The organism is Streptomyces sp. NPDC048636, from assembly GCF_040650655.1.
Taxonomy (GTDB): domain Bacteria; phylum Actinomycetota; class Actinomycetes; order Streptomycetales; family Streptomycetaceae; genus Streptomyces.
Genome location: NZ_JBEZHR010000003.1, coordinates 590862 through 608720 on the forward strand (window position 1 = coordinate 590862; position 17859 = coordinate 608720).

Annotated in this window: 19 protein-coding genes; 8 read left to right on the top strand and 11 right to left on the bottom strand. The window is 70.4% G+C overall.

Features of this window, described 5'->3' with window-relative positions; translation table 11 throughout:
* Positions 1-5 precede the first annotated feature (5 nt).
* Positions 6-371, top strand: coding sequence for a hypothetical protein (locus AB0C66_RS13095; RefSeq protein ID WP_362436539.1), 366 nt, complete (start codon positions 6-8; stop codon positions 369-371).
* A gap of 12 nt (positions 372-383) precedes the next feature.
* Here the strand turns inward: AB0C66_RS13095 and AB0C66_RS13100 are convergent, their stop codons facing one another.
* From AB0C66_RS13100 to AB0C66_RS13110, 3 genes are all read right to left on the bottom strand, one after another.
* Positions 384-788, bottom strand: a complete 405-nt coding sequence (locus AB0C66_RS13100; RefSeq protein WP_362436541.1) for a MazG nucleotide pyrophosphohydrolase domain-containing protein — start codon at positions 786-788, stop codon at positions 384-386.
* Positions 789-909: 121 nt separating this feature from the next.
* A complete protein-coding gene (locus AB0C66_RS13105; RefSeq protein ID WP_362436543.1) occupies positions 910-2154 on the bottom strand; it encodes a cation:proton antiporter in 1245 nt (414 codons plus the stop codon).
* A gap of 3 nt (positions 2155-2157) precedes the next feature.
* Positions 2158-2628, bottom strand: a complete 471-nt coding sequence (locus AB0C66_RS13110; protein ID WP_362436686.1) for a TrkA C-terminal domain-containing protein — start codon at positions 2626-2628, stop codon at positions 2158-2160.
* A gap of 307 nt (positions 2629-2935) precedes the next feature.
* Here AB0C66_RS13110 and AB0C66_RS13115 point away from each other — a divergent pair, with 307 nt between their 5' ends.
* From AB0C66_RS13115 to AB0C66_RS13125, 3 genes are all read left to right on the top strand, one after another.
* A complete protein-coding gene (locus tag AB0C66_RS13115; protein ID WP_362436545.1) occupies positions 2936-3358 on the top strand; it encodes a hypothetical protein in 423 nt (140 codons plus the stop codon).
* A gap of 138 nt (positions 3359-3496) precedes the next feature.
* Positions 3497-3919 (top strand): TOBE domain-containing protein, encoded by a 423-nt coding sequence (locus tag AB0C66_RS13120; RefSeq protein ID WP_362436547.1) that lies wholly within the window; start codon positions 3497-3499, stop codon positions 3917-3919.
* A 196-nt stretch (positions 3920-4115) separates the two neighbouring features.
* Complete coding sequence (locus AB0C66_RS13125; protein WP_362436549.1) at positions 4116-4556, top strand: DUF1992 domain-containing protein; 441 nt, start codon at positions 4116-4118, stop codon at positions 4554-4556.
* A gap of 19 nt (positions 4557-4575) precedes the next feature.
* Here the strand turns inward: AB0C66_RS13125 and AB0C66_RS13130 are convergent, their stop codons facing one another.
* Entirely contained in the window at positions 4576-4962 is a 387-nt protein-coding gene (locus AB0C66_RS13130) for a VOC family protein (RefSeq protein WP_362436551.1), read from the bottom strand.
* A 302-nt stretch (positions 4963-5264) separates the two neighbouring features.
* Between AB0C66_RS13130 and AB0C66_RS13135 the strand changes: the two genes are divergently transcribed.
* Positions 5265-6242, top strand: a complete 978-nt coding sequence (locus tag AB0C66_RS13135; protein WP_362436553.1) for an ATP-binding cassette domain-containing protein — start codon at positions 5265-5267, stop codon at positions 6240-6242.
* Positions 6239-7138 carry an ABC transporter permease gene (locus AB0C66_RS13140; RefSeq protein ID WP_362436555.1) on the top strand — a complete coding sequence of 300 codons (900 nt, stop codon included), beginning with the start codon at positions 6239-6241 and terminating at the stop codon, positions 7136-7138. The genes AB0C66_RS13135 and AB0C66_RS13140 overlap by 4 nt, the downstream gene beginning before the upstream one ends.
* Before the next feature lie 35 nt (positions 7139-7173).
* Here AB0C66_RS13140 and AB0C66_RS13145 read toward each other — a convergent pair whose 3' ends face one another.
* Entirely contained in the window at positions 7174-7971 is a 798-nt protein-coding gene (locus AB0C66_RS13145) for a VOC family protein (RefSeq protein ID WP_362436557.1), read from the bottom strand.
* Positions 7972-8210: 239 nt separating this feature from the next.
* Here AB0C66_RS13145 and AB0C66_RS13150 point away from each other — a divergent pair, with 239 nt between their 5' ends.
* On the top strand, positions 8211-9488 hold the full coding sequence (locus AB0C66_RS13150; RefSeq protein WP_362436559.1) for a cytochrome P450: 1278 nt from the start codon (positions 8211-8213) through the stop codon (positions 9486-9488).
* 58 nt (positions 9489-9546) lie between these two features.
* On the opposite strand, the gene AB0C66_RS13155 is transcribed toward AB0C66_RS13150, so the two are convergent.
* Positions 9547-9921: a nuclear transport factor 2 family protein gene (locus tag AB0C66_RS13155; RefSeq protein ID WP_362436561.1), complete on the bottom strand. Its 375-nt coding sequence runs from the start codon at positions 9919-9921 to the stop codon at positions 9547-9549.
* A gap of 127 nt (positions 9922-10048) precedes the next feature.
* On the opposite strand from AB0C66_RS13155, the gene AB0C66_RS13160 reads away from it, so the two are divergent.
* Entirely contained in the window at positions 10049-11902 is a 1854-nt protein-coding gene (locus AB0C66_RS13160) for a prolyl oligopeptidase family serine peptidase (RefSeq protein WP_362436687.1), read from the top strand.
* Here the strand turns inward: AB0C66_RS13160 and AB0C66_RS13165 are convergent.
* The 5 genes from AB0C66_RS13165 to AB0C66_RS13185 form a co-directional block, all read right to left on the bottom strand.
* A complete protein-coding gene (locus AB0C66_RS13165) occupies positions 11899-12795 on the bottom strand; it encodes an SURF1 family protein (protein WP_362436563.1) in 897 nt (298 codons plus the stop codon). The two genes, AB0C66_RS13160 and AB0C66_RS13165, sit on opposite strands and share 4 nt — an antisense overlap.
* A gap of 68 nt (positions 12796-12863) precedes the next feature.
* A complete protein-coding gene (locus tag AB0C66_RS13170) occupies positions 12864-14102 on the bottom strand; it encodes a hypothetical protein (protein ID WP_362436565.1) in 1239 nt (412 codons plus the stop codon).
* A complete protein-coding gene (locus AB0C66_RS13175; protein ID WP_362436567.1) occupies positions 14099-14674 on the bottom strand; it encodes a SigE family RNA polymerase sigma factor in 576 nt (191 codons plus the stop codon). The genes AB0C66_RS13170 and AB0C66_RS13175 overlap by 4 nt, the downstream gene beginning before the upstream one ends.
* A gap of 509 nt (positions 14675-15183) precedes the next feature.
* Positions 15184-16263 (bottom strand): aspartate-semialdehyde dehydrogenase, encoded by a 1080-nt coding sequence (locus tag AB0C66_RS13180; RefSeq protein WP_362436569.1) that lies wholly within the window; start codon positions 16261-16263, stop codon positions 15184-15186.
* On the bottom strand, positions 16260-17537 hold the full coding sequence (locus tag AB0C66_RS13185) for an aspartate kinase (RefSeq protein ID WP_362436571.1): 1278 nt from the start codon (positions 17535-17537) through the stop codon (positions 16260-16262). Before AB0C66_RS13185 ends, AB0C66_RS13180 begins: the two co-directional genes overlap by 4 nt.
* Positions 17538-17859: the final 322 nt, after the last annotated feature.

The following is a 17859-nucleotide window of genomic DNA, read 5'->3' on the forward strand; positions in this document are numbered from 1 at the left end:
CCGACGTGATCCGTACGCGCATCGCCTGTCTCGCCCTCCTGACCGCCGCGGTGACCGCCATCGGTATGGGGACCGCGAGCGCCGCCCCCGGCGACACCATGACCATGTGCGGCAGCCAGCTGACCCCCAGCGGCTATGTGGACACCCAGTGGTGGAACAGCGCGGGCTGTGGCTCCGGCACCTTCAGCCCCAATACCAAGCAGATCAAGCAGCTCACCGGCTATCCGGTCGGTACCCAGGTGAACGCGTGCGCCTCCACCTGGCCGCCGGCGGGCTGGACGATCACCAACACCTTCTACAACAGCGCCTGCCGCTATTCGGTCGTGCCCAGCTTCGACCCCAACAGCTGGACGCTGCGCCGTACGTCCTGAGCGCGGACGGGGTCAGTCGTCCGCGGCCCGCCAGCCCTGCTGGTGCAGGACCGCCGATACGTCCGGGGCCCGGTAGTTGTCGCCCTTGAGGACCTTGCCGTCGGCGCGGAGGGTGGGGCGGCCGTCGGGGCCCAGTTTGGTCATATTGGCCCGGTGGATCTCGGTGATCACCGCGTCGAGGTCGATCCCGTGCACCAGGGCGGTGCCGTACGCGACATAGACCACATCGGCCAGTTCATGGGCGAGGTGGGCGAGAGTGCCCTCGGCGGACGCCTCGGCGACTTCGGCGACCTCCTCGGCCAGCAGATCCTGGCGGTGCGCGGCGAGTTCGGAAGAGACCGCGGTGGGTGTCGTCCGGACGTCGAGACCGAAGGCCAGATGGAATGCGCGGACCAGGTCGGCGGGGGAACGATGCACCCGACGATCGTACGCGGCGGGGCCGGAACGGGCGCTGGGTCAGCCCCCGTTCCGGCCCCGCCCGCTCCGCTCCGTTCGCTCCGCTCCGTTCCGGCGTCTTCGGGGCAGCGGCCGTCTCCGTTCAGGAGCGGCCGAGCGAGTCGTACGCGTCCGTCGAGGCCGCCGAGACGTCCTCCCGGGGCTTCTCCGCCGCCGGCCGTCGCGCCGCGCGGCGGGCGATCAGACGCGAGACGACGGGTTCGGTACCGCGTGCGGTGAGCGGGCCGAGGACGACCAGGATCAGTACGTACGCGGTGGCCAGCGGCCCCAGCGACGGTTCGATCCCGGCGGTGACGGCGAGCCCGGCGATCACGATGGAGAACTCGCCGCGGGCGACCAGCGTGCCACCGGCCCGCCAGCGGCCCCGGGACGAGATCCCCGCGCGCCGTGCCGCCCAGTACCCGGTGGCGATCTTCGTGCAGGCGGTCACCACGGCCAGCAGCAGGGCGGGCAGCAGCACCGGCGGAATGCTGGCGGGATCGGTGTGCAGCCCGAAGAAGACGAAGAAGACCGCGGCGAACAGATCCCGCAACGGACTGAGCAGAATGTGCGCTCCTTCGGCCACCTCCCCGGACAGCGCGATACCGACGAGGAACGCCCCCACCGCCGCCGACACCTGGAGCTGCTGGGCGATTCCGGCCACCAGCAGGGTCAGACCCAACACCACGAGCAGCAGCTTCTCGGGATCGTCGCTGGAGACGAAGCGGGAGATGACCCGGCCGTACCGGACGGCCAGGAAGAGCACCAGCCCGGCGACGCCGAGGGCGACGGCCAGGGTCGCGCTGCCCGCCGCCAGGCCCACCCCGGCCAGCAGGGCGGTGACGATCGGCAGATAGACGGCCATGGCCAGGTCCTCGAGGACCAGAATGCTGAGGATCACCGGGGTTTCGCGGTTGCCGAGACGGCCCAGGTCCCCGAGGACCTTGGCGATCACGCCCGAGGACGAGATCCAGGTGACTCCGGCCAGCACCACCGCGGCCACCGGTCCCCAGCCCAGCAGCAGGGCCATGGCGGCGCCGGGCAGCGCGTTGAGCGCGGCGTCGACCAGCCCGGCCGGGTACTGCGTCTTGAGATTGCTGACCAGATCACTGGCGGTGTACTCAAGGCCGAGCATCAGCAGGAGCAGGATGACGCCGATCTCGGCGCCGATCGCGACGAACTCCTCGCTCGCGCCGAGCGGCAGCAGTCCGCCCTTGCCGAAGGCCAGACCGGCGAGCAGATAGAGCGGGATAGGAGAGAACTGGAGCCGTCCGGCCAGCCGTCCCAGCAGGCCGAGGCCCAGGATGACCGCACCGAACTCGATGAGGAAGACGGCGGAGGAGTGCACGGATCAGTCCCGTCCGAGTATCGCCGCGGCCGTCTCCACGCCTTCGCGGGTACCGATCACGATCAGGATGTCCCCGCCCGCCAGCCGGAAGTCGGGGGTGGGGGACGGAATCGCGCCGGAGCGGCGCAGCACCGCCACGATCGAGGCGCCCGTCTCGGTCCGCATCCGGGTCTCGCCGAGCACTCGGCCGTTCCAGTACGAGGCCGAGGCCAGCTCGATCCGCTCGGCCACCAGGCCCAGTTCGGTGGTGGAGAGGAGGTTCGGGCTGTGGTGGGACGGCATCAGGGCATCGACGAGAGCCTCCGATTCCTCCGCCGTCAGTCGGGTGGACAGGGCACAGGCGTCCGGGTCCTCCTTCCGGTACGCGCTGAGGGTGCGTCCGCCGTCGCGGTGTGCGATCACGGACAGACGGCGTCGCTCGCGCGTCGTCAGGTCATAGCGCACACCGATCCCCGGCAACGGCGTACTGCTCATCCGCGGAACGCCCACAGCTGATCCTCCTTGCCGCGCCTTCGCGCGTAGCGGTCTCCGTCATCCTTATGAATGGTAAAGAATGGGTAATGGCAGGTCGTCGGCCAGGGGCGGACGGACGGTGCCCGCCCCGCGGAACCGGCCGGGGCGCCACCCCGCCCGCCGGCCACCGGTCGGCGGCCGGGCCGCGGCAGTGGACGGGTTTCGGGCGCGGCCGGGCCCCGGGAATGGTTGGCTGTCGAGGGCGGCCGAGTGACGGGAGCGGCCCGGTGGCGAGCCAGGACGGCGGCGAGCCAGGAGGAGGACGGACATGATCGAGTGGAGGCATCTCAGCTCCGGTGTACGGCCCGTCCCCCAGCCCGTTGCCACCCCGGTGATCTGGGTTGCCGCCTTCGTCGGCGCGCTGCTGCTGGTGGCGGCGGTCAACTTCCTCGGGGGCCACGGCCGCCCGGGCTTCGCACTGATCGCGCTGTCGCTGCTGGCCGCGCTGCTGGGGCTGTGTGCGCGCTTTGTGGCGGCCCCGGGCACGGCGGCCCTGTGCTGGCTGTTCCTCAACGCCTTCGCCATCCCGCCGTCGGGGGAGCTGACCTGGGCGCAGGGCCGTGACACCGGATGGCTCGCGTGTCTGCTCGCCGCGGCAGTCGCCGGAACGGCCCTCGCGCGGGTCGTCAACGCCCGCGCCGGGTACCGCCGGATCACCCCGCACGGGCACGGGACCTGGCCGTCGGACTGAGTCCGGACCGGGCCGGGCCGACCCGGTCCCGGGCGTGCGCCTCCCGCCGTACGCCCGGGCGGATGTCTAGGGTGGGGACGTCGGCGGAGATCGCCACGGAGGTCCCGGCCTTCGGCTCCGCTTCCGGAGTGGTGACCCATGAGCCTCAGCATCCGCAATCAACTCCCCGCCACCGTGATCGCCGTGAACCCCGGCGAGGCCATGGCCGCGGTCCAGGGCCGGCTGGCCGGTGGCCAGATCGTGACGGCCGCGGTGACCCTGGGCGCAGTCGAGGAGCTGGGCCTTGCCGAGGGATCCCGGGTGACGGCCTTGGCCAAGGCCACCGAGGTCGCGTTGGCGACGGGTGAGGTCTCGGGGCTGAGCATTCGCAACCGGCTGCCGGGGACGGTCGCCCGGCTCGCCCTCGGGGCGGCCATGGCCACCGTTGTGGTCACGCTCGACGGCGGCGGGGAGCTGACGGCTGCCATCACCCAGGACGCGGTGCGGGACCTCGAACTCACCGAGGGCACGCGGGTCACCGCCTTGATCAAGTCGACCGAGCTCTCGCTCGCCACCGCGTAGTCCCTGCCCCGGCCCCTGAGCTCCGGGCACCCCTGCCGCCGGGCGATCGGGGTCCCTCACAGCGCGCGGCACCCGGCGGGTCCCTCGCCCGGCCACCCAGCCGCGCCTCTCCACCCGTCGCAAAGCCGCGTCCGGCAGGGGCCGTGGCGCAGGGGGCCATGGCGCATGGCGGGGTGCGCGAGGGACAATTGCGGATGTGACTGAGCGCAAGCCACCAGGCATCAGCTTCGAGACATGGGCGGACCGACAGATCCGCGAGGCGGAGGAGCGCGGCGACTTCTCCGATCTGCCGGGATTCGGAAAGCCACTCGCCAACCTCAACCGCCCCTATGACGAGTTGTGGTGGGTCAAGGAGAAGATGAACCGCGAGAACCTCTCCTTCCTCCCGCCGACGCTCGTACTGCGCAAGGAGGCGGAGGACGCGCTCGCGGCGGCCGCCGAGGCCCCGTCGGAACGCGCGGTGCGGGAGTCGCTCTCGGAGGTCAACGAAAAGATCCGGGAGGCGATCCGCCGACCGCCGCCGGGCCCACCGCTCAATCTGGCGCCCATCGACATCGATGAGGTCGTCAAGGAGTGGCGGGAGCGGCACGCGGCCGACGGAACGGGCGACCGGCAGGGCGACGAGACCGCCGACTAGTCCTCCGCCCCGCTCTCCGTTATCCCTCGGTGCCGTACGGCCGGGTCATGATCTCCATCGCATGACCGGACGGATCCATGAAGTACAGCCCGCGCCCGCCGTGATGGCGGTTGATCTCGCCCGGCTGCTTCCGCTGCGGATCGGCGTAATAGGTGATGCCCTGGTCCTGTATCCGGGCGAACGCCGCGTCGAACTCCTCGTCGGAGATGAGGAACGCGTAGTGCTGCATGGTGATCGACTCGGCCGGAATGCTGGCGAAGTCCAGGGTGACGCTGTTACTCGTCTGCACCGGGATGAACGGGCCCCATTCGGCCCCGACCTCGAGATCCAGGATGGTCGCCAGGAATTCGGCGGATTCCCGCTTGTCGCGGGCGTGGATGATCGTGTGATTCAGCTCGACTGACACGGTGGAATGCCTCCGTAAGGCAATCTCACGGGCACCTCCATGCCTCACCCGGCCGGTGACCGACACGCGATGCCGTGTCTTCGATCGTAGGCGGCCTCGATCTCCGGCGTCGAGGCCGTAACCACTGGTGACCGTTTTCTGCGCTCCGTAGCCCGCGACGGGCCCTTCGCCAGGCACACAGGCCCACCGCCGCGCCCTCTACCAGGCCCTCCCCCACACCCCCGCCATCTCGGCGCGTGAGCGCGCCTCGCCCGGGTACTCCCGAAGAGTCCGCTCGTCCCTTCACGCCCATGGGGAGCACCATGGCGACGATCGAGAACACCCGTCGCCCCGAGACGGTCATCCATACCGCCGGGCTGACCAAGATCTATCCCCATACGGATTTCGCCGCCGTGGACCGGCTGGATCTCGAGGTGTACCACGGCGAGATCTTCGGGCTGCTCGGCCCCAACGGAGCGGGCAAGACCACCACGGTAGGGATGCTCACCACCCGGGTCGTCCCCACGGCCGGTTCGGCCTTCATCGGCGATATCGACGTGATCGCGCACCCCGCGCTGGCCAAACAGGTCATCGCCGTGGTGACCCAGCAGAACACCCTGGACCGTTCGCTCACCGTCTGGGAGAACCTCTACTTCCACGGGCTGCTGTTCGGGATGTCCGGTAAGCGGGCGCGCCGTGTGGCGGACCGGCTGCTGGAGCAGTTCCGGCTCTCGAGGTGGGCCTCGTCCTCGGTGTACGCGCTGTCCGGCGGGATGGCGCAGCGGCTGATGGTGGCGCGCGCGATCTTTCACCGCCCGGCCGTGCTCTTCCTCGACGAGCCGAGCGCCGGTCTCGATCCACAGAGCAGGCTGGCCCTGTGGGAGATCCTGGACCGGCTGATCGCAGACGGTCAGACCATCCTGCTGACCACGCACAACATGGACGAGGCCGATCAGCTCTGTGATCGGGTGGCCATCATCGATCATGGCCAGATCCTCGCCCTGGGCACCCCGGCGGCCCTCAAGCAGAGCGTGGACGCCGACACCGTCGTGACGGTGCTGGCGCACGGCGGCCCGGACGCGCTCGGTGAGCTGCTGACCCGTGAGATCGCCGAGGTGGTCCGGGTCCGGCCGGTCAAGGGCGGGGTCGAGCTCCAGGTCAAGGGCAATGACCGGCTACTGCCCCGGATCGTCAACGCGGCGGAGAACGGCGGCTTCCGGCTGATCGACCTGTCCGTGAGCGCGTCCACGCTGGAGACCGTGTTCATCTCGCTGACCGGGAAGGAGCTGAGGGAGGAATGACCGCGGCGGGCGACCGTCCCCGCTCCACCGCCGGTCCGCCGGAGGGCCACATCACCGTATGCCCCACCCGGTCCGCGGCGGCGGCCAGCCGTTCCGCCCTGGCCGCGCTCATCCGCCGGGACCTCACCGTCCTGATGAAGAACTTCGGCGAATTCGTGGGCCGCACCTTGATGCAGCCCTTCCTCCTCGTCTTTGTCTTCCTCTACGTCTTCCCCACCATCGGACAGGGCATCGGTTCGGGCGGCGGCACGGCCGGGGAATCCGCGTTCGCCACCGTTCTCGTCCCGGGCGTGGTCTCGATCGCGATCATGTTCCAGGGGATTCAGTCGGTGGCGATCCAGATGTCACAGGAATTCGGCTTCACCCGGGAGATAGAGGACCGGGTGCAGGCCCCCTGCCCGATCTGGCTGGTGGCGGTCGCGCGGGTGCTCTCCGGTGCGACCCAGGGGCTGATCTCGGCGGTCCTGGTCTTTCCGATCGCGGCGGTGGTGCACGCGCCCGGGGTTCACGCCGACCTACAGGTCCACTGGTGGGTCGTGGTCACCCTGATCCCGCTGGCCTGTATCGCCATGACGTCGCTCGGGCTGCTGCTCGGCACCTCGTTCGCGCCGCAGAACATCGGGGTCATGTTCGGGTTCATCGTGCTGCCGCTGGTGTTTCTCGGGGGGACGTACTACCAGTGGACCAAGCTCTCCCTGGTCCATGTCGGCGGATTCCACTGGCTTCAGATCCTGGTGCTCGTGAATCCGCTGATCTACATCACCGAGGGAATGCGGGCGGGCCTCACCCATGCTTCGCATATGCCGCTCTACATCGTCTATCCGGTCCTGGTGGGATTCTGTGTGGCCTTTCTCGGCTTCGGCCTCCGGAACTTCCGCCACCGGGTGCTCTCGTGAACGCGAGACGCCTACGCGGTGGGTGGGTCGGCGGTTCAGGTGCGCGGGACCGCCGCCACGCTGAAGATCCCGCCCTCCGGGTCCCGTAGCGCCGCGACCCGCCCGTAGGGGGTGTCGGCCGGTGGGGAGATCACCTCGCCCCCGAGTTCCAGGGTGCGGGTGGCCACCGCGTCAACGTCCACCACCTGGAAGTAGACATGCCAGCGCGGCCGGACGGTCGGGTCGGGCGCGGTCTCCAGGGCACCGCCGCGCAGCCCCGCCACCGACTTGCCGTCGATATGCAGCACCACCCGGTCGTGCTCGAACCGTACGTCGACCCGCTCCCGATCCTGCGCGTCCCAGCCGAAGACCTGGCCGTAGAAGAGCGCGGCGTCGAAGGCGTCCCGGGTGCGCAGTTCCAGCCATACGGGGGCGCCCGGCCGCCGCTCGCCCCACCAGGCGGAGGTGAGGTCGCCCTCCCAGATGCCGAAGACCGCGCCCGCCGGATCGGCCGCCCAGGCGACCCGGCCGCTGCCGAACTCCAGCGGACCGACCGCGAGCGTGCCGCCGCGTTCCTGGGCGCGCCGGGCCACCTCGTCCGCGCTGTCCGCCGCGAAGTACGTGGTCCAGGTGACCGGAAGGGTCATCCCTGTGGACGGTGAGGACGCTCCGATGCCGACGGTCGGTACGCCGCCCTCGGTGTACGCGATGGTGTAGCGGCCGTGGCCCTGCCGGGTGGGCCGGAAGCCCCAGCCGAAGAGATCTCCGTAGAAGGCGTGCGCGCGGTCCATATCCGCCGACAGCAGACTGACCCAGCACGGCGCCCCCTGGACAGCGCGGAATCGCTCCCGCAAGGCCGTTCACCTCACTCCGCCGTCTCCGCTGTTTCCGTTACGCGGTCCGCGCAGCCCTCATCGCACGGGCAGTGCGCCCGCTATCTCCACTTTCCTCCGGATCGCCGGACCTCGCCACCGAGGCGCCCGGGAGCCGGACGCCAGGGCCGAACGGGCACCCCGGATTTGTGGCGCATCACACCGGTAGGGGCCGGGTGCCCGGGACGGTCCCCCAGCGGCGGCAGGGCAGTATTGCGCCCATGTCGAATCTCCGCTCAAACATCGCCGCCTGGCTGGGTCGCAAGTATTTCTCGAGGATTCAGAGGAACGGCTTCGACCTGTCCAAGATGTCGTTTCTCCCGGACGCCACTCTGGCCCCGCTGAGGCGCGATGGACTCGACCCCATTGCCGATCTGTCCCGAACGAGGGCAAAGGAGCCCATCAGCAAGCTGCCATTGCCATTTGGGATAAATGCCTGGCTTGTCACCGGATATGACGAGAGCAAGGCCGTGCTGGGGAAGGCGAAAGGGTTCAGCTCCGATTTCACCAACCTCGCGGACAAGAACATCGGGGTCGCTCCACAGCAGAATCCGGGCGGTCTCGGCTTCAGCGATCCACCCGTGCATACGAGACTGCGACGCCTGCTGACGCCGGAGTTCACCATGCGGCGGCTCAGCAGGCTCACCCCGCGCATCCACGCCATCGTGGAGGAGCGCCTCGACGAGATGGCCGCGGCGGAGGGCCCCGTCGACCTGGTGGAGGCGTTCGCGCTGCCCATCCCGGCGCTGGTCATCTGTGAGTTGCTGGGCGTTCCGTACGAGGACCGGGAGGACTTCCAGCGGCACAGCACGGCGCGCTTCGACCTGTTCGGCGGGGCGAACGCCTCCTTCGGCGCGATGTCCGACCAGCTTTCGTATCTGCACGGCATTGTCCAAAAGCAGCGCGAGACGCCGGGCGACGGACTGCTCGGCATGCTGGTGAAGGAGCACGGTGACGACCTCGACGACCAGGAGCTCGCGGGGCTGGCGGACGGTGTGCTGACCGGTGGTCTGGAGACCACCGCGAGCATGCTGGCGCTCGGCACCCTCGTTCTGCTCCAGGCGCCCGACCAGTTCGCCGCGGTGCGTGACCAGGACGAGATGGTCGACAAGTTCGTGGAGGAGCTGCTGCGCTATCTCACCGTGGTGCAGGTCGCGTTCCCACGCTTCGCCCGCGAGGACATGGAGATCGGGGGCACAAAGATATCCACAGGCGATCTGGTGCTGTGCTCGCTCAGCGGGGCCAACCGTGACGAGAAGCTGGGCCCGGACATGGAACGGGTCGATCCGCACCGGCAGACCCCGTCCCACCTGGCCTTCGGCTATGGCATCCACCGCTGCATAGGCGCCGAGCTGGCCCGGATGGAACTCCGCGCGGCCTACCCCGCCTTGGTGCGGCGCTTCCCGCAGATGCGGCTGGCGGTCCCGGCGGAGGAGCTCTCGTTCCGGAAGCTGTCCATCGTGTACGGCGTGGACGAACTGCCGGTGGTGCTGCGGTAGTCGGCGCGGTGGGTCGTCGAGAGGAAGGGAACGGGGAGGGCGAGGGCGGCGACGCCGGTCAGTAGCGCTCGGCCAACTGCTCGCGCTCCAGTGGGGGTTCGTAGGGCGCCGCCCAGAAGTCGGTGATGGTCTGGATCCGGCCGTCCGGTGCGGAGGTGAAGAAGCTGATGCTCGTCGTCTCCTCCTCGTCCACGGTGAAGCGGACCCAGGAGACCGCCTGGGTGCTGTCGGCGACGACGCGCTCGACCTCCAGGCTCCACTCGCCCAAGTGCTCGGCGTTGAAGCGGACGACACCCTCCCGGCCGGCCACCCGCTCGCGGGTCTGCGGCAGCTCGTAGCGGACGTCGTCGGCGAGCGTGGCCCCGAACGCCCGCCAGTCCCTGGCCTGGGCCGTCGCCCAGAACGTCTCGACGGTCGCGCTTATGTCGCCCATCAGTCCCCCTCTATGTGTGCAGGCCGTGCGTCCCCGTCGCGAACGTTATCCACAGGCGCGGGGGGACGCCAGCGCGAAAGGCTCGGTGCGTCGCAGAATGGGGGACATGACTGAGAGCACGGAGTCCATGCCGGACTGGGAGAAGCGCTTCCGGGCGCCGCGAGTGAGCCTGCCCGACTGGGCGGAGGACGCTCCGGACCGCTCATTGTTCGTGTCGAACGCCACCGGGACGTACGAGCTGTACGCGTGGGACCGGACCACCGGCACCCAGCGGCAGGTGACGGACCGGCCGAACGGGACGACGGAAGGGGTGCTGACCCCCGACGGGCAGTGGATCTGGTGGTTCTCGGACACCGACGGCGATGAGTTCGGGGTGTGGCTGCGGCAGCCGTTCGACGGGGGCGCCGCGGGCGGGGAGCGGGCCGACGAGCCCGCGGCGCCCGGGCTGGAGCCCTCCTATCCGGCCGGTCTGGTGCTCGGCCGGGACGGTACGGCGGTCATCGGCCGGTCCACCGATGAAGAGGGCTCCACGATCCATGTGGTGCGGCCGGGGGCACCGCCGGAGGAGATCTACCGGCACCGGGAGTCGGCCGGGTTGGGTGATCTCTCCCACGACGGCTCGCTGATCGCGATCGAGCACACCGAGCACGGTGACGCGATGCACTCGGCGATCCGGGTCGTGCGGCGGGACGGCACACCCGTCGCCGAGCTGGATGACACCAAGGGCGGCACCGAGGAGCTGGGGCTGTCCGTGATGGGGTTCGCGCCGGTCGAGGGCGACACCCGGCTGCTGGTCGGGCACCAGCGGCGCGGCCGCTGGGAGCCGGTGGTGTGGGATCCGCTGACCGGTGCGGAGACGGCGCTGGCGATCGATCTGCCGGGGGATGTCGGGGCCGACTGGTTCCCGGATGGTTCCGCGCTGCTGGTCGACCACAGCCACCAGGCACGCAGCGAGCTCTGGCGGTACGACCTGGGCTCCGATGAGCTGACCCGGATCGAGACGCCCGCGGGCACGATCTCGGGTGCCTCGGCGCGGCCGGACGGCGCGGTGGAGTTCCTGTGGTCGTCGGCCGAGCAGCCGCCGCGGGTGCGCTCCACGAGCGGGCGGACCGTGCTGGACCCGCCGGGATTCCGGGCCCCGGCCTCCGTGGCGGTCACCGACGCGTGGGTGGACGGACCGGGCGGGCCGGTGCACGCGCTGGTGCAGACGCCCGTGGGCGAGGGTCCCTTCCCCACCGTCTTCGACATCCACGGCGGGCCGACCTGGCACGACAGCGACGCGTTCGCGGCCGGTCCGGCGGCCTGGGTGGACCACGGCTTCGCCGTGGTCCGGGTCAACTACCGCGGTTCGACCGGCTACGGACGGGCGTGGACGGACGCCCTCAAGCACCGGGTCGGACTGATCGAGCTGGAGGACATCGCGGCGGTCCGGGAGTGGGCGGTGGCCTCCGGTCTCGCCGACCCCGGGCGGCTGGTGCTGGCGGGCGGCTCCTGGGGCGGCTATCTCACCCTGCTCGGGCTGGGCACCCAGCCCGAGGCATGGGCGCTGGGCCTCGCCGCGGTCCCGGTCGCCGACTATGTCGCGGCCTACCACGACGAGATGGAGGCCCTGAAGGCGATGGACCGCACCCTGCTCGGGGGCACCCCGGAGGAGGTGCCGGAGCGGTTCCGGGCGTCCTCCCCGCTGACCTATGTCGACGAGGTGCGGGCGCCGGTCTATATCTCCGCGGGGGTGAACGACCCGCGCTGTCCGATACGGCAGATCGACAACTATGTGGAGCGGCTGGCCCGGCGCGGCGCCCCGCATGAGGTGTACCGCTATGACGCGGGACACGGCTCACTGGTCGTCGAGGAGCGGATCAAGCAGCTGCGGCTGGAGATCGAGTTCGCCCAGCGCCATCTGGCGCCCGGCGCGGGTTCTGGCTCGGGTTCTGGCGAGGTCTCCAGCGCGGCTTCCGGCTCGGCCTCCGGCGGGCGTTAGCGCGCCGGGTTCTCTGCCGGAGTCTGCTCAGGACGGTCCGACGGGGTCTGTTCGGGCAGCCCCGTCGGGGACGGCCGGGTCGGCGACGTCGGCGTGGGGGACGTCGGCGTCGGCTCCGACGGGATGAGGCCGAGCGCGAGGTCGCGCGCCGTCTCGACCTCCCGCCGGAACAGCCGGAACCACATGAAGACCACAAAGCCCGCGAAGACGAACCACTGACCGGTGTAGCCCAGATTCTGGAACGCCTTGAGGTCCAGCCCGGTGCCCGCCGCCACCACGGGGGGCACCGGCTTCAGGGCCCCGGGCGCCTCGGAGGAGGTGACCCAGGCGTCGTACACCCCATACGGCACCAGATTGACCAGGGAGGCGGCGCTGATCATGCCCAGCTGGCCCTTCGGAAGAGCGCCGCCGGGGGCCGGCCCGCCGCCGTTCTGGTGCTCGGTCGCCTGGAGCGCCCCGGTGACCGTCACCTCACCGGCCGGTGGCGCGGGCACCTTCGCCGTGGCGGCCTTGCTGTCGGCGTCACCGGGGAGCCAGCCGCGGACCACGGGCAGCGCCTTGCCCCCGTCGGTGCGCAGCAGGGTCAGTACGTAGAAGCCGTCGCGGTCGTCCAGCCGCCGGTCGGGCACGAGGAGTTGGTGCTCGGTGTCGTATCGGCCAGTGGCGGTCGCCCGCCGCCCGGCGGTCTTCTCGCTGACCGGCAGCAGCTCGCTCAGCGGCCGGGCCGCGGCGCGCTTGGCGCCGGACGCCTGGTCCCGCTGCTGCTGATGCGTGTCGACGCGCGCCTCGAAACGGCCGAGCTGCCAGCTGCCCATGAACAGGCAGAACGGGATCGCCAGCACGGTGAACACGTTGATCACCCACCAGCGGGGCGTCAGCAGAAACCGATACACACCACCACGGTACGGGCCCCTGCGGACGCGTCCGGCGCCGCCCCCGGTACTGGGGCGCTCTGGTGCCGCTACGAGGCGGCCAGCAGACCGGTGCGGTAGATCGTCCCCGCGCAGGCACCGCTGACGGTCACGGACCCGGCCGACGGGTCGCCCGCCTCCGGCGTATGGCTGACCAGCACACTCGCGGCCGGTGGCTCACCGCCGCCCGAAGTGCCGCCCGGATCGCCGTCACCGGGGTCGCCCTGAGGCGAACCGTCCGGGTCCGAGCTCGGTTCGGAGCTCGGGGGGTCGACACTGGAGCAGCCGCTCGTCCCTCCGCCCGACGCCGGGATCCACGCGAACCGCACCTCGTACGCCTGGCCCGGCTGAAGGATCAGGGTGCCCGGCTGGGTGGCGGGGTCGGGCAGATCGGAGGCCGCGTCACCCGCCGTGTGGTCGACCACGAAGATGCGCGCGGTGTCCGCGCCGCCCTGCGCGCTCGCGTTGACGGCGCCGCCGCCCTCCACCGTGCACGCCCGGTCCGAGACGTTCGAGACGCGGAACGAGCCGTAGACCCGGCCCTCGGCGTCCGCGGTCCCGGCCGACCCCGCGCCACTGCTGAGCTGGGTGCGGGCGCAGGTGGGCGAGGTGGCGTTCAGCGTGCTCGAGGGGTCGGGCGCGGGACCGCCCGAGCCGCCCTCGTCGTCATCGGCCGGCTTGTCCTTCTTGTCGTCGTGGCGCCGGTCGTGCTTGCCCGTCTCGACGCGGTCGGAGGGCCGCTCGGTGCCCTGGCCGCCGCTGCCGCCGCCGTGCTGGCCGCCGGCGGTCCCCGGGGTGCGGTGGCTGCTGGCCGCGTTGGCCGGGCGCTGGTCCGTGCCGCCGCCGGTGGTCGCGACATGCACCAGCGCCGGAAGGGCGGCACCGCCGAGCACGACGGCCGCCACGGCCCCCACGAGGGCCTGACGGCGCCGGGTGCGGCGGACGGGCACGGCACGCCGCAGATGCTCAAGGGAGTCGGGCGAGGGCGCGAGGTCGTCGACCGCGCGGCGCATCAGCAGCCGCAGCGCTTCCTCGTCGACTTCCTCGGAGTCCTCGGCGTCCTCGGCGTCCGTATCGGCCGTACTAGTGGGCTCGGTATCGGCCGTACCAGTGGGCTCGGTCGCGTCGGCCGTACCCTCCGTGCCGTCGCGGGGCGTGTCGTCGCCCGGCGCGGTCTCGTCCGCCGTGTCCGCCGTGTCCGCCGTCACGTCGTCGGGTTCGGGCTCGGGCCCGTGGCCGTCCCGCCGGTCGGGGTTCCCCGGGCCCGGCTGCTGTGTGCTGTCGTTCATGCCGGAGCCTCCATGGCGACGCGAAGCGCCGCGATGCCACGCGAACCGTACGCCTTGACCGAGCCGAGCGATATCCCCAGCGTCTCCGCCACCTGGGCCTCGGTCATATCGGCGAAGTAGCGCAGCACGAGGACCTCGCGCTGGCGGCGCTGTAGTCCCCTCATCGCCTTGATCAGTTGGTCGCGCTCAAGTTGTTCGTACGCCCCTTCCTCGGCACTGGCCATATCGGGCATCGGCTTCGAGAGGAGCTTCAGCCCGAGGATGCGGCGGCGCAGCGCGGAGCGGGAGAGATTGACGACCGTCTGTCTCAGATAGGCGAGGGTCTTCTCGGGATCCCGCACTCTCTTGCGCGCCGAGTGCACACGGATGAACGCCTCCTGTACGACATCCTCACAGGACGCGGTGTCGTCGAGCAGGAGTGCGGCGAGACCCAGCAGCGACCGGTAATGGGCGCGGTAGGTCTCGGTGAGGTGATCGACTGTGGTGCCCGCTGCCATCGCGTCGTCAGTGTCCTCGCGCCCTGTCGTGATGGGCGCGGGGCGGGCGGCCGGCCATGGCGCGATCACCGGCATACCGCCTGGCGAGCGCCGCCGCGGGGGCTGTATCGCCGCGCCGCCGCGCCCAGGAACCGTTGCGATGCCGAATGCTTCTGCCACGCCTGTTGGACACGCTGCCCCCTGTCAGGGTTGTACGCGAGAGGCACGGCTTTTGACGATGCATCGAATGCCCCCATGCACACCAACTCTTCCCCTATGCCCCATTTTCCACAGCGCCCGGCCGAAGGGCGGATGGAAAGACGCTCCCCACACGCCGCGGGTTGCGGTATGCGGGGAACGAATTCGCCTGGCATGTCATCGACCCAGGTCATCGGAGCCCGGTCGGTCACATGCGCACAGGATATTCACATCTTGCCGGAGGTGCGCTGCGGAACCCTCACTCTACGCCGCCGCCTCACGACGGTGCGCGGCGGTATCGGCGTAGGCGATGCTGTCGGCGTACGCCGTGCCGCTGTGGCGTAGTTGGCGTCCGCCTGGGGTCCGGCGGCGTCGCGGAGCGGCCGAACGGCCAAGCCGCGAGAGCTCTACGCCCCGGTCAGCTCCGCCGCCACGACCTCCGCGATCTGCGCGGTATTGAGCGCGGCGCCCTTCCTCAGGTTGTCGCCGCAGACGAACAGCTCCAGCGCCTTGGGGTCGTCCAGCGAACGCCGCACCCGGCCCACCCACGTCGGGTCGGTGCCCACCACATCGGCCGGGGTGGGGAATTCGCCCTCCGCCGGGTTGTCGCACAGCACCACGCCCGGCGCGGCCGCCAGGATCTCGTGCGCCGCCGCCACCGTCACCTCGTTCTCGAACCGCGCGTGCACCGCGAGCGAATGCGTGGTGATGACGGGAACGCGTACACAGGTCGCGGTGACCCGCAGCTCCGGCAGGCCCAGGATCTTGCGGGACTCGTTGCGTACCTTCAGCTCCTCGGAGGACCAGCCGTCCTCCTTCAGCGAGCCCGCGAACGGCACCACGTTGAGCGCCATCGGCGCCGGGAACGGCCCGGTCTCGCCGACCGCGCGCCGCACATCACCGGGGTGGGTGCCCAGATCCGTACCGGCGACCAGCGCCAGCTGCTCGCGCAGGGTGTCGACGCCCTCCTTGCCCGCGCCGGAGACCGCCTGGTACGAGGAGACGATCAGCTCGCTCAGCCCGAACTCGGCATGCAGCGCGCCCATCGCCACGATCATCGACAGGGTGGTGCAGTTGGGGTTGGCGATGATGCCGCGCGGGCGGACCCGTGCCGCGTGCGCGTTCACCTCCGGGACGACCAGGGGGACGTCCGGATCCATCCGGAAGGCACCGGAGTTGTCGACGGCGACCGCGCCCTTGGTGGCCGCGATCGGCGCCCACTGCGCCGAGACCTCGTCCGGTACGTCGAACATCGCGACGTCGACGCCGTCGAACGCCTCCTCGCTCAGCGCGACGACCTCGACCTGCTCTCCCCGGACGGTCAGCTTCCGGCCGGCCGAGCGCGGTGAGGCGATCAGCCGGATCTCGCCCCAGACATCGGCGCGCTCGGAGAGGATCGAGAGCATGACGGTGCCGACGGCGCCGGTCGCGCCGACGACAGCGAGCGTCGGCTTCCGGCCATCGGCTCCACCGCCAGCTCGAGTCATCGGCCGGTCCCTCCGTACACGACGGCCTCGACGCTGTCGCTGTCCAGGCCGAACGCGCTGTGCACGGCGACGACCGCGTCCTTCACATCATCGGCGCGGGTGACGACCGAGATGCGGATCTCGGAGGTCGAGATCAGCTCGATGTTGACCCCGGCGTTCGACAGCGCCTCGAAGAAGGTCGCGGTGACGCCCGGGTTGGTGCGCATCCCGGCACCGACGAGCGAGATCTTGGCGACCTGGTCGTCGTAGCGCAGCGAGTCGAAGCCGATCACGGCCTTCGCCTTGGTCAGCGCCTCCATCGCCTTGTGGCCGTCCGTCTTGGGCAGCGTGAAGGAGATGTCGGTCAGACCGGTCGACGCGGCGGAGACGTTCTGCACCACCATGTCGATGTTGATCTCCGCGTCGGAGATGGTGCGGAAGATGGCCGCGGCCTCACCCGGCTTGTCCGGCACGCCGACGACCGTGACCTTTGCCTCGGACGTGTCGTGCGCGACCCCGGAGATGATCGCCTGCTCCATGCCTTCTTCTCCTTCTGGCGCTTCCGGCCTGCGCACCCAGGTGCCGACATGACCGGAGAAAGACGACCGTACGTGGATGGGGATGTCGTAACGGCGCGCGTACTCGACACAGCGCAGATGCAACACCTTGGAGCCGCTCGCCGCGAGCTCCAGCATGTCCTCGTACGGAATCTCGTTGATCTTGCGAGCCTTCTTCACCACGCGCGGATCGGCGGTGAACACGCCGTCCACGTCGGTGTAGATCTCGCACACCTCGGCGTCCAGGGCCGCGGCAAGGGCCACCGCGGTGGTGTCCGAGCCGCCCCGGCCGAGAGTGGTGATGTCCTTGCTCTCCTGGGACACGCCCTGGAAGCCCGCGACGATCGCGACGGCGCCCTGCTCGACCGCGTCACGGATACGGCCGGGGGTGACGTCGATGATCCGCGCTTTGTTGTGGACCGCGTCGGTGATGACTCCCGCCTGGCTGCCGGTGAACGACAGCGCCTCGTGACCCAGGTTTTTGATCGCCATCGCCAGCAGGGCCATGGAGATCCGCTCACCCGCGGTCAGCAGCATGTCGAACTCGCGGCCGGTGGGGATCGGGGATACCTGCTCGGCGAGATCGATCAGCTCGTCCGTCGTGTCGCCCATGGCGGAAACCACGACAACGACCTGGTGGCCGTTCTTCTTGGCTTCCACGATTCGCTTGGCGACCCGCTTGATGCCCTCGGCATCGGCAACGGAGGAGCCTCCGTACTTCTGCACGACAAGGCCCACGTGCGCTCCTCGCAGCTCTCAATAATGCGGTCGGCTCATTTTAACGAGCGGCCGTAATTTGCCGTTCCAATGTCACATAGCGAGACACACGCCTCACCCAGTGATCAGCAGGACCAGGGGGACCAGGAGAATCAGGCGGTACAACGTCCAGGTACCGCTGTCTCTCCTCGCGTCCCACACCACTCGCTCAGCGACGAACCCTGCCCGCTTCCGGGCGATGCATACAGGAACGTAATTCAGCTCACAGAGCGGGACGGCCGTGGGACGGTGGGCGAGACCCTCCTGGGCACGGGCTCGGGCAGCGACTCGCGCACCGCGCCGG